At 66.2% G+C, this 10703-nt stretch carries 14 protein-coding genes; 12 read left to right on the forward strand and 2 right to left on the reverse strand.

Going from position 1 to position 10703, the window contains the following annotated elements; all coding sequences use genetic code 11:
• Nucleotides 1-183: 183 nt before the first annotated feature.
• From ruvA to B2W55_RS03255, 5 genes are all read left to right on the forward strand, one after another.
• Nucleotides 184-801: a Holliday junction branch migration protein RuvA gene (ruvA, locus tag B2W55_RS03235; RefSeq protein ID WP_024579204.1), complete on the forward strand. Its 618-nt coding sequence runs from the start codon at nucleotides 184-186 to the stop codon at nucleotides 799-801.
• Nucleotides 798-1847, forward strand: coding sequence for a Holliday junction branch migration DNA helicase RuvB (gene ruvB / locus B2W55_RS03240; protein ID WP_024579203.1), 1050 nt, complete (start codon nucleotides 798-800; stop codon nucleotides 1845-1847). The genes ruvA and ruvB overlap by 4 nt, the downstream gene beginning before the upstream one ends.
• Before the next feature lie 209 nt (nucleotides 1848-2056).
• On the forward strand, nucleotides 2057-2974 hold the full coding sequence (locus B2W55_RS03245) for a metallophosphoesterase (RefSeq protein ID WP_024579202.1): 918 nt from the start codon (nucleotides 2057-2059) through the stop codon (nucleotides 2972-2974).
• Between the two features lie 68 nt (nucleotides 2975-3042).
• On the forward strand, nucleotides 3043-3492 hold the full coding sequence (ybgC, locus tag B2W55_RS03250) for a tol-pal system-associated acyl-CoA thioesterase (protein ID WP_024579201.1): 450 nt from the start codon (nucleotides 3043-3045) through the stop codon (nucleotides 3490-3492).
• A gap of 86 nt (nucleotides 3493-3578) precedes the next feature.
• The gene (locus B2W55_RS03255; RefSeq protein ID WP_024579200.1) at nucleotides 3579-4046 is read left to right on the forward strand and encodes a DUF1348 family protein; all 468 of its coding nucleotides are present in this window, start codon (nucleotides 3579-3581) and stop codon (nucleotides 4044-4046) included.
• Nucleotides 4047-4231: 185 nt separating this feature from the next.
• On the opposite strand, the gene B2W55_RS03260 is transcribed toward B2W55_RS03255, so the two are convergent.
• Complete coding sequence (locus B2W55_RS03260; RefSeq protein WP_024579199.1) at nucleotides 4232-4876, reverse strand: glutathione binding-like protein; 645 nt, start codon at nucleotides 4874-4876, stop codon at nucleotides 4232-4234.
• Between the two features lie 97 nt (nucleotides 4877-4973).
• On the opposite strand from B2W55_RS03260, the gene B2W55_RS03265 reads away from it, so the two are divergent.
• From B2W55_RS03265 to B2W55_RS03280, 4 genes are all read left to right on the forward strand, one after another.
• Nucleotides 4974-5633: a TetR/AcrR family transcriptional regulator gene (locus B2W55_RS03265; protein ID WP_024579198.1), complete on the forward strand. Its 660-nt coding sequence runs from the start codon at nucleotides 4974-4976 to the stop codon at nucleotides 5631-5633.
• Between the two features lie 90 nt (nucleotides 5634-5723).
• Nucleotides 5724-6371, forward strand: coding sequence for a dihydrofolate reductase family protein (locus B2W55_RS03270; RefSeq protein WP_024579197.1), 648 nt, complete (start codon nucleotides 5724-5726; stop codon nucleotides 6369-6371).
• Nucleotides 6372-6469: 98 nt separating this feature from the next.
• On the forward strand, nucleotides 6470-6871 hold the full coding sequence (locus B2W55_RS03275; protein WP_024579196.1) for an ArsR/SmtB family transcription factor: 402 nt from the start codon (nucleotides 6470-6472) through the stop codon (nucleotides 6869-6871).
• Nucleotides 6852-7343: an SRPBCC domain-containing protein gene (locus tag B2W55_RS03280; RefSeq protein ID WP_200894399.1), complete on the forward strand. Its 492-nt coding sequence runs from the start codon at nucleotides 6852-6854 to the stop codon at nucleotides 7341-7343. Before B2W55_RS03275 ends, B2W55_RS03280 begins: the two co-directional genes overlap by 20 nt.
• Before the next feature lie 175 nt (nucleotides 7344-7518).
• Here B2W55_RS03280 and B2W55_RS03285 read toward each other — a convergent pair whose 3' ends face one another.
• Entirely contained in the window at nucleotides 7519-8484 is a 966-nt protein-coding gene (locus B2W55_RS03285) for a 2-hydroxyacid dehydrogenase (protein ID WP_024579194.1), read from the reverse strand.
• A gap of 89 nt (nucleotides 8485-8573) precedes the next feature.
• Here B2W55_RS03285 and B2W55_RS03290 point away from each other — a divergent pair, with 89 nt between their 5' ends.
• The 3 genes from B2W55_RS03290 to B2W55_RS03300 all read left to right on the forward strand — a co-directional run bounded on the left by B2W55_RS03290 (nucleotide 8574) and on the right by B2W55_RS03300 (nucleotide 10606).
• The gene (locus B2W55_RS03290) at nucleotides 8574-8852 is read left to right on the forward strand and encodes a hypothetical protein (RefSeq protein ID WP_024579193.1); all 279 of its coding nucleotides are present in this window, start codon (nucleotides 8574-8576) and stop codon (nucleotides 8850-8852) included.
• A 111-nt stretch (nucleotides 8853-8963) separates the two neighbouring features.
• Nucleotides 8964-9332, forward strand: a complete 369-nt coding sequence (locus tag B2W55_RS03295; protein ID WP_024579192.1) for a YciI family protein — start codon at nucleotides 8964-8966, stop codon at nucleotides 9330-9332.
• Nucleotides 9329-10606: an RNA polymerase sigma factor gene (locus B2W55_RS03300; RefSeq protein WP_024579191.1), complete on the forward strand. Its 1278-nt coding sequence runs from the start codon at nucleotides 9329-9331 to the stop codon at nucleotides 10604-10606. The genes B2W55_RS03295 and B2W55_RS03300 overlap by 4 nt, the downstream gene beginning before the upstream one ends.
• Nucleotides 10607-10703: the final 97 nt, after the last annotated feature.

Raw genomic sequence — 10703 nt, forward strand, 5'->3', positions numbered from 1 at the left:
GGAGAGGGGTAAGCCCCGGGCGAGATGTTCGATGAGCGCTTGCCCCGCGCAAAATCGGCTACCTGTCGTCGAAATGAAAATTGAGAGAGCACGTCGTGTGGTACCCCTCTCCCTAACCCTCCTCCGCAAGGGGGGAGGGAACCCCTCCGCTAATGCCTCCCTTACCGAATCCGGGTTGCCCTCATGATCGGCAAGCTCAAGGGCCTGATCGATTCCTATGGCGAGGACTATGTGATCCTCGACGTCGGCGGCGTCGGTTATCAGGTGCATTGCGCCAGCCGCACGTTGCAGGCGTTGCCACAGCCGGGCGGCGCGGCCGTGCTCTCGATCGAGACTTATGTCCGTGAGGACGCGATCAAGCTGTTCGGCTTCCGCAGCGATCACGAGCGCGAATGGTTTCGCCTGTTGCAAACCGTGCAGGGCGTCGGCGCCAAGGTCGCGCTTGCGGTGCTCGGCACGCTGCCGCCGACCGATCTCGCCAACGCGATCGCGTTGCGCGACAAGGCGGCGGTCGCCCGCACCCCGGGCGTCGGGCCGAAGGTCGCCGAACGCATCGTCAGCGAATTGAAGGACAAGGCGCCGGGCTTTGCCGATGTCGACCCCGCGGTGGTGCAGCTCTCCGGCGCGATCGACAACAACCGTGCGCCGCGCCCGGTGACGGACGCGATCTCCGCGCTGGTCAATCTCGGCTACGGCCAGCCGCAGGCCGCCGCCGCCATCGCCGCCGCCTCACGCAGTGCCGGTGAGAAGGCCGAGACCGCGCAACTGATCCGGCTGGGCCTGAAGGAATTGTCGAAGTGAGTACGCCGCCCCGCATGGTCACGCCCGAGCGTCGCTCCGACGATGTTGGTGACACCGCGCTGCGTCCGCAGTCGCTGACGGAGTTCGTCGGCCAGGCCCAGGCGCGCAAGAATCTCTCGATCTTCATCGAGGCGGCCAAGAAGCGCGGCGAGGCGCTCGATCACGTGCTGTTCGTCGGACCTCCCGGCCTCGGCAAGACCACGCTGGCGCAGATCGTCGCGCGCGAACTCGGCGTCGGCTTCCGTGCCACCTCCGGTCCGGTGATCGCGAAGGCCGGCGATCTCGCGGCGCTGCTCACCAATCTGGAAGAGCGCGACGTGCTGTTCATCGACGAGATCCATCGCCTGAGCCCGGCCGTGGAAGAAGTGCTCTATCCCGCGATGGAGGATTTCCAGCTCGACCTGATCATCGGCGAAGGTCCCGCGGCACGCTCGGTGAAGATCGAGCTGTCGAAATTCACCCTGGTCGGCGCGACGACGCGCGCCGGCCTGCTCACCAATCCGCTGCGCGACCGTTTCGGCATTCCGGTGCGGCTCAATTTCTACACCATCGAAGAGCTGGAGAAGATCGTCACCCGTGGCGCCCGCGTGCTCAACATCGGCATGAGCCCGGACGGCGCCAACGAGATCGCGCGCCGCGCCCGCGGCACGCCGCGCATCGCCGGCCGCCTGCTGCGCCGGGTGCGCGACTTCGCCTCCGCAGCCGACGCCGATTCCGTCGATCGCGGTATCGCCGACCGGGCGCTGAGCGCGCTCGAGGTCGACAGCGCCGGGCTCGATGCGATGGATCGTCGCTATCTCACCACCATCGCCCTGAACTATGGCGGCGGCCCGGTCGGCGTCGAGACCATGGCGGCGGCGCTGTCCGAGCCGCGCGATGCGATCGAGGACATCATCGAGCCCTATCTGATCCAGTGCGGTTATCTGCAACGCACGCCGCGCGGCCGCCTGCTGACCACGCACGCTTTCCGCCATCTCGGCCTCGCCGAACCGAACCGCGATCCGTCGCAGTTCGGCCTGTTCGGCAACGATGGCGATGAAGATTGAAGCGCGGAGCGGTTTTCCGCCGCAGATCATGCTCAAGCAAGACGCGCTCCCGAACACGTGAAAAGTCGTGTTGACGCAGCGCGTCGCGCGACCGGTAAGCTTGCCCGCTAACCATTGCGAAATGTCTGCAGGCCGTCTGCACAAACGCGGCCCAATTTCGCTCCAATCAAAGGGCCTATCATGGATCAGGCATCACCGATCGCACGTCCATGATCTCACGTCGTCATTTCCTGTACACCGCCGGCGGATTGACCGCCGCCACCGCCTCGACCGCGGCCTATGGCCTGAGCGAGCCGGTCGTCCGCCTGACCCTGACACGCTACGACTTGTCGCCGCGGCAATGGCCGGCGGACTTTCCGCTCAAGATCGCGGCGCTCGCCGACATCCACGCCTGCGATCCCTGGATGTCGCTCGATCGCATTGCCGAGATCGTCGAGCGCACCAACGCGCTGAACCCCGACATCATCGTGCTGCTCGGCGACTATGTCGCGGGACTGCGCCACGTCACGCGTTTCATTCCGGCGTCCGAATGGGCCGCGGTGCTCAAGGGCCTGAAGGCGCCGCTCGGCGTGCATGCCGTGCTCGGCAATCACGACTATTGGGAAGACAAGACGGTGCAGCGGCTAGGGCAGGGCGTGCCGGTCGCGCGCCGTGCGCTGGAGCGCGCCGGCATTCCGGTCTACGAGAACGACGCGGTGCGGCTTACCAAGGACAACCGCCCGTTCTGGCTCGCCGGCCTCGGCGACCAGCTCGCCTTCATGGCGGCGCGGCGCTATCGCCATGTCGCGCGGATCGGCGTCGACGATCTCAACGCGACGCTGGCAAAAGTCACCGACGATGCGCCGGTGATCCTGCTCGCGCACGAGCCCGACGTCGCGCTCCGCGTGCCGTCGCGCGTCGCGCTGCAACTGTCCGGCCACACCCATGGCGGCCAGATCCGGCTGCTCGGCTGGTCGCCGGCGGTGCCGGTCAAGCACGGCATGCGGCTCGCCTATGGCCACATCAAGCTGAAATGCGACGTCGTCGTCTCCGGTGGCCTCGGTTGCAGCATCATGCCGTTCCGGCTCGGCGTGCCGCCCGAAATCGTTCAGGTCACGCTCGGCGGCAAGGGACCGGTGGTGTCCTGACCGCGCTTGCGCCGGCCTGCGATTTTGCGCAATACGAACCCGAAGTTTTGCGCAATCGGGGGCTGCCAGTGACCTCACCCATTCTCGACGGCCAGATCCGCGACGGCCGCCATCATATGCAGGTCCGCGTCTATTACGAAGACACCGATTTTTCGGGCATCGTCTATCACGCCAATTATCTGCGCTTCATGGAGCGCGGCCGCACCAATCATCTGCGCCTGATGGGCGCCGAGCAGCAGGCGCTGTTCGACGAAGCCGAGGCGGAGACCGGCGGCTTCGCCTTCGTCGTGCGCTCGATGACGCTCGACTTTCTCAAGCCGGCGCGGATGGACGACGTGCTCGACGTCGTGACCTGGCCGATCGCGGTGAAGGGCGCCTCCATCATGCTGGCGCAGGAGGTCAAACGCGGCGATGACGTGCTCGTGAAGGCCCAGGTCCGCGTCGCCTTCATCAGCGGCGGCCGCGCGCAGCCGATTCCCAAAACCATCCGCGCGCTGATGAAGGCCGATCTGGGTTAGCTATCGGACGATAGCGAACGCCCCATCGACTCTGCGGGACGCGGCGCTAGATTTACTCGGGACAAAACAACCGCGAGGGATCGCCGATGTCACGCCCGCCGCTGCCGCCTTTCACCCGCGAGACCGCCGCGCAGAAGGCGCGCATGGCGGAAGATGCCTGGAATTCGCGCGACCCCGTTCGGGTTGCCGGCGCCTATACCGAGGATAGCCGCTGGCGCAACCGCTCCGAGGTGTTTCAGGGCCGCGAGGCGATCACGGCCTTCCTGACCCGCAAATGGGAGAAGGAACTCGATTATCGGCTGATCAAGGACCTCTGGGCGTTCGACGGCAACCGCATCGCGGTGCGCTTCCAGTACGAATGGCACGATGCTGCCGGCAACTGGTTTCGCTCCTACGGCAACGAGCAATGGGAGTTCGACGAGCACGGCCTGATGCGCCGCCGCGAGGCCTCGATCAACGACATCGCGATCTCTGAGAAGGACCGCCGCTTCCACTGGCCCGCGCCTGGCCCGCGTCCGGCCGATGTGCGGGGGTTGGGGCAGGAGCCGTTCTAGCGGCGAAAGTCGGGCCGTCGTGCTTCGAGGCGCGCTCCGCTCGCGCCTCAGCATGACGGTGATGAAATTGAGTGCGTGGTTTAGAGTTAAGCGCGCAGGTCTCGCTCCGTCACCCTGAGGTGCGAGCGGAGCGAGCCTCGAAGGGGCGACGGCCCCGCGCTTGGAGCCTTCACCTCGCAGCGTGCCTATGCCGCAGCTCTGTGGCGCGCGATCTCGGCCTTGTAGAGATCGAACTCTTCCGCCACCGCCTTCGCCACCGACGGACGTGCGCGCAGCCGCTCGTAATAGGCCTTCAGCGCCGGCCATTTCGAAAGCTCGATCGGCGGCGTCGCCATGGTCCAGTTGATGACGGTGACCAGATAGGCGTCGGCGACGCTGAAATGGTCGAGCAGGTAGTCACGCCCCTTCAGGTGGTCCTCGACATAGTCGAGCCGCGAGACGTACTTCTCCAGCGCATAGGCCTTGGCCTCCGGCGGCGCCTTCTTGTCGAGCAGCGGCAGGAACAGGCCTTTGTGCAGTTCGGTGCCGATGAAGCACAGCCATTGATGCAGCTTCGAACGCTCGGCGTTCGACGCGGTACCGAGGCCGGCGCGCGGGAACTGGTCGGCGACATATTGCAGGATCGCCGCGTTCTCGGTCAGCACCACGCCGTCGTCGGTGCGCAGCGTCGGCACCAGACCGAGCGGGTTGACCTTGTTGAAGTCGGAGCCGTCGCTGCGCACCTGCTTGGTCTTCGGATCGACCTCGAGGTAATTGGCCGGCTGGCCGGCTTCATAGAGCGCGACACGCGTCGCCATCGAGCAGGCGAGGGGAGAGAAATACAGGTCCATGGGTGCCTCCGTGAGATATCCGGCGCAGGTCTCTGGCCGTTGTTGATTTTTGTACTGTCTTGGATAATATTTCCGGCGTCAAGGAATTTAGTGCGAAATGGTACAAAAAAATAGCAAGCCGCCATCTGCTGCCAAAATCGCGACGCCGGTCGCACCGAAGCGGCGCGGACGGCCGCGCGCCTATGAGCCCGATGTCGCGCTCGGCAAGGCGCTCGATCTGTTCCGGCGCGACGGCTTTGCCGCGACCTCGCTCGATGATCTCAGCGCGGCGACCGGCATGAACCGGCCGAGCCTCTATGGCGCGTTCGGCGACAAGCGCGAGCTCTACATCAAGAGCTATCAGCGCTACCGCGACGACGCGCGCGCCGCGATGGCCGACATCTTCCGCGCCGATGCGCCGCTGCGCGAGCGGCTGGCGCGCATCTATCGCATCGCGCTCGACATCTATCTGTCCGGCGAGTCCGGTCCGCGCGGCTGCTTCACGGTGATGACGGCAGCGTCGGAGGCGGTGTCGGATCCTGACATCCGCACCATGGTGCTGGAGGGCCTGACCGAACTCGACAAGGCGTTCGGCATCTGCTTCCGCCATGCCAGGGAGCGCGGCGAGCTGCCCGAGGGCGCGGACCCGGCGGCGCTGGCGCATCTTGCCTCCGCCACCATCCACACCATCGCGATCCGCGCCCGCGCCCGCGTGCCGCGCAAGGAGCTCGAGGCGATCGTGAAGGGCGCCCTCGATGTGCTGTGCGGGGCCAAATAGAAGCGGCAAATTTCTTCGGCGGCAAATGTCGGCCGCTGGTTTTCCGGCCCGTCTTCCGTAAGTTGCCCTCACTCACGGAAGCAGAAAATCATGGGAAAAGTCAGGATTTCGGCGTTTTCGATCTCGATCGACGGATTTGGCGCGGCGCCGCGTCAGAGCCGCGAAAATCCATTCGGCGAAGGCGGCATGGTGTTGCCCGGCTGGTTCCTCCAGACCCGGACGTTTCGCCAGACCTTCGGCCAGGAGGGGGGCGGCACCGGGCTCGACGACGAGATCGCGCGCACAGCGATGGAAAATATCGGCGCCTGGATTCTGGGCCGTAACATGTTCGGCCCGATCCGCGGGCCATGGCCCGATCATGCCTGGAAGGGCTGGTGGGGCCCCAATCCGCCGTATCACACGCCGACCTTTGTGCTGACCCATCACGCCCGGCCCGACATCGAAATGGAAGGCGGCACCACGTTCCATTTCGTGACCGATGGCATTCATGCCGCGCTCGATCGCGCGCGTGCGGTTGCCGGCGACAAGGACATCCGGGTCGGCGGCGGCGTCTCGCTGGTGCGCCAGTTCCTGCAAGCGCGCCTGCTCGACGAATTGCAACTGGCGCTGTCGCCGGTGTTGCTCGGCGCCGGCGAGAATCTGTTCGCCGGCCTCGATCTGCCCGCGCTCGGCTACGCTGTCGTCTCACACGTCGCGAGCCCGAACGCCACCCACGTCACCTTCGCGCGCACATCGTAGTTCGCGCACGGCTGCGTTAGCGGCCGAAATTGGCCGTTGACGCGGCGCGTGTTCGGGCTTACTTAACCCAAAGGTTATTTAACCGATGAGCTAAGTACATGCCGCTGGACCCCCTCAGTTCGACCTTCGCGGCGCTGGCCGATCCGACCCGGCGCGCGATCCTGGCGCGGCTCGCGCTCGGGGAGACCTCGGTGATGGAACTGGCGAAGCCGTTCGACATGAGCCTGCCGGCGATCTCCAAGCATCTGAAGGTGCTGGAGCATGCCGGGCTGATCTCGCGCGGGCGCGAGGCGCAGTGGCGGCCGTGCCGGATCGCGCCCGACTCGTTCAAGCAGGTCGACGGCTGGCTCGGGAATTTCCGCCGCTTCTGGGACGAGAGCTTCAACCGCCTCGACGGATTGCTCGAGGAGATGAAGGCGGAGGAGGCCGCGAAGGCCCCGCCGCGCAAGCGTAAAACCAGTGTAACCAAGGAGAAGCAACGTGGACGCACGCGTGGATAAGACGCTGAAGATCACCACCCCGTCGGATTTCGAATTCGCGATGACGCGCCAGTTCGACGCGCCGCGGCGCTTCGTGTTCGATGCAATGACCAGGCCGGAATATCTGGTGCGCTGGCTTGGCTGCGAGCAGCTCACGATGCCGGTGTGCGAAGTCGATTTGCGGGTCGGCGGCGCCTATCGGTTCGTGTTCCGCTCGTCCGAGGGCATCGAGCATGAACTCACCGGCACCTATCGCGAGGTGGTGCGGCCGGAACGGCTGGCGTTCGGCGAAACCTTCTCGATGCCGGGCTTCACCAGCGAGGAGTATCTCGTCATCTCGACCTTCGTCGAGGCCGGCGGCACCACCACGCTGACCACCACGATCCGCCATCCCACCAAGGAGGCGCGTGACGGCCATCTCAACTCCGGCATCGACAAGGGCGTCGCGCCGGCCTACGACCGGCTCGCCGAGGTGGTTGCCGAGATGGGCTGAGGCCGTGGCCTCTCCACCTGTCGTCCCGGCGAAGGCCGGGACCCATAACCACGGCTTGTCGTTGCTGCGGCAAGCCGGGGCCCCAGCTTTCTTGATCACGAACGTCGGTGGTTATGGGTCCGGGTCGCGCTTCGCTTGCCCGCGACGACATTGCCTTGACACGCCCCGTTAGGCCCTAATACCCCCGCTTGCGGTCGACCACGTTCTCCAACTCACCACCTTGCTCGAAGCGCGCGATTTGCTGCGCGACGTATTTCGAGATCTCGTCGGCATCGGTGTCGGCGGCGTTGTGCGGGGTCAGCACCACCTTCGGGTGGCTCCAGAACGGGCTGTCCTGCGGCAACGGTTCGGTCTCGTAGACGTCGAGCGAGGCGGCGCCCAGCGTGCCATCGTCGAGCGCGCGCAGGATGTCGGCCTCGTTCTGCAAGCCGCCGCGGCCGGCATTGATGATCACGGGCGCGCCGAGCGGGCTGTCGCGGTTCAGTTTCGCGAACGCATCGCGGTTCAGCACATGGCGGGTGTCCGGCGTCAGCGGCAGCAGGCAGACCAGGATGTTGGTCTCGCGCAGGAATGCGTCGAGCCCCGCGGTGCCATGGAAGCAGGCGATGCCGTCGATCCGCTTCTCGCTGCGGCTCCAGCCGACGACGCGGAAGCCGAGCGCGCGGAGCGCCTGCGCCGAGGCCGCGCCGAGCGTGCCGAGCCCCATCACGCCGACCGTGATGGCATTGGCCGCCCATTGATAGTCCGGCGCCCAGCGCTTCTGCCGCTGCGACTCGCGCAGATAAAGCTCCTGGCGGTGATGCATCAGCACATGCAGCACGACATATTCGGTCATGCGGCTGGTGAGGTCGGACACCGAGACCCGCACCAGCGGCACGTCGGGCAACGAGCGGTCGGCCATCAGCGCGTCGACGCCGGCGCCGAGGTTGAAGATGACGCGCAGGTTCTCGAACGCCGCGAGTTCGCCCGGCTTCGGCTTCCACACCGCGGCATAGTGCACCTCGGCGGGGTCCAGCGCCGGGTCCGGCAGCAGCACCACGGGTCGGTCCGGGCAGACCGTGTCGAACCGCGCCTTCCAGCGCGCCGACGACCAGTTTTCCGAGCCGCCATTGATCAGCAGCGCGAGCGCGCCCTTACCCATCCAGATACCTCCAAAATCAATGTGATATAAGTCACAGAGCGAGCCTGGCCCGCGCCCTAACCTCCTGCCATCAACAGGGGAGAACTTCCATGCGCAAACTGATCCTGATCTCGGCTTTCGTGCTTGCCTCCGCCGTCACCGCCGATGCCGGCCAGAACCGCGGCCTCGTGCTCGCGGCGGCGGATGCGCCAGCGCAAACGCAAGCAGCCGTTGCACCGGCACAGGCCGAGGCACAGCCGGCCCCCTCGCAGGTTCAGGCGTCGACGCCCCGGCGGTCGCGTCCGGTGCAGAACAGCGGCGTCCGCCACCGCGAGAGCGACGAAGCCAAGGCGCGCCGGATTGCCGCCCGCTACGGCGTCTACTGGTAGCAATTGCCGTCGCGGCGATGGACCTGCCTCGCCGCTCAAAATTCTTTTCGCGCCGCCTGTCGGCAGCGGGCATAATCGTTCGTTCTTGCAATGAACGGAGATGCCTTTTCGATGCTGTACGCGATCCTCTGCTATCATGACGAAGACCTGGTCGGTTCCTGGAGCAAGGAACACGACGCCTCGGTCATGCAGAAACTGTCCGTCGTGCAGGACAAGCTCGCCAGGGAGGGCAAGCTCGGACCGGTGGCCCGGCTGTTGCCGACCACCGCCGCCACCACGCTGCGCAAGGAAAACCCGCCGCTGGTGCTCGACGGCCCGTTCGCCGAAACCAAGGAACAATTGCTCGGCTTCTACCTGGTCGATGCCAAGAACCTCGACGAGGTGCTCGACATCGCGCGCGACCTCGGCGAGGCCAATCCCGGCGGCACCTATGAGATCCGCCCGGTCGGCCACTTCACGCCGGGGAGCGCAAAGCCGTGAGCGTGACCGATACCGCCTGGATCGACGCCGCGCTGACATCGGCGCGTCCCCAGGCGGTCGGCGCGCTGCTGCGCTACTTCCGCAATCTCGATACCGCCGAGGAGGCCTTCCAGAACGCCTGCTTGCGCGCGCTGAAGAGCTGGCCGCAGAACGGCCCGCCGCGCGATCCCGCGGCGTGGCTGATCATGGTCGGCCGCAATGTCGCGATCGACGATATCAGGCGCAGCAAGAAGCAGGAGGCGCTGCCGGACGACGACCGGTCGATCTCCGATCTCGATGACGCCGAGGAGGAGATCGCCGAACGGCTCGACGGCTCGCACTACCGCGACGACATCCTGCGGCTGTTGTTCATCTGCTGCCACAAGGACCTGCCGGCGACGCAGCAGATCGCGCTGGCGCTGCGCATCGTCTCCGGCCTCACGGTCAAGCAGATCGCGCGCGCCTTCCTGGTCTCGGAAGCCGCGATGGAGCAGCGCATCACCCGGGCCAAGGCGCGCGTCGCCGATGCCAACGTGCCGTTCGAGACGCCGGGCGCGGTCGAGCGCAGCGAGCGGCTCGCCTCGGTCGCCGCGATGATCTACCTGATCTTCAACGAGGGTTATTCGGCGAGCGGCGACACCGCGGAGATCCGCTCGCCGCTGTGCGAGGAGGCGATCAGGCTCGCCCGCCTGCTGCTGCGGCTGTTCCAGAGCGAGCCGGAAATCATGGGGCTGACCGCGCTGTTGTTGTTGCAGCACGCCCGCGCCGCCGCGCGCTTCGATGCGGACGGCCAGGTGATCCTGCTCGACGACCAGGATCGCAGCCTGTGGAATCAGAAGCTGATCGCGGAGGGCCTCGCCCTGATCGATAAGGCCATGCGCCATCGCCAGAGCGGACCCTATCAGGTGCAGGCCGCGATCGCAGCGCTGCATGCCCGCGCGGAGAAGCCCGAGGATACCGACTGGACCCAGATCGATCTGCTCTATGGCGCGCTCGAGCTCATGCAGCCGTCGCCGGTGATCACGCTCAACCGCGCGGTTGCGGTCTCCAAGGTGCAGGGGCCCGAGGCCGCGCTCGAGATGATCGAGCCGCTGGCGCCGCGGCTGGCGAACTATTTCCATTATTTCGGCGTGCGCGGCGCCTTCCTGATGCAACTCGGCCGCAACGAGGAGGCCCGTGTCGCCTTCGACCGCGCCATCGCGCTCGCCAACACCACGGCGGAAGCCGCCCATATCCGCATGCACATCGACCGCCTGATGCGCGACAGCAGGCCGCGCAATGCGAAGGCGAAGTAGCGGCGCGCAGCTTCTGTCTTTCAAGCCCGGTCTGAGAGACTGCCCGCGTGATACCCCTCTCCCTAACCCTCCCCCGCAAGGGGGGAGGGAACCCTTC

The sequence above is a fragment of the Bradyrhizobium sp. UBA2491 genome, assembly GCF_002341725.1.
GTDB lineage: Bacteria > Pseudomonadota > Alphaproteobacteria > Rhizobiales > Xanthobacteraceae > Bradyrhizobium.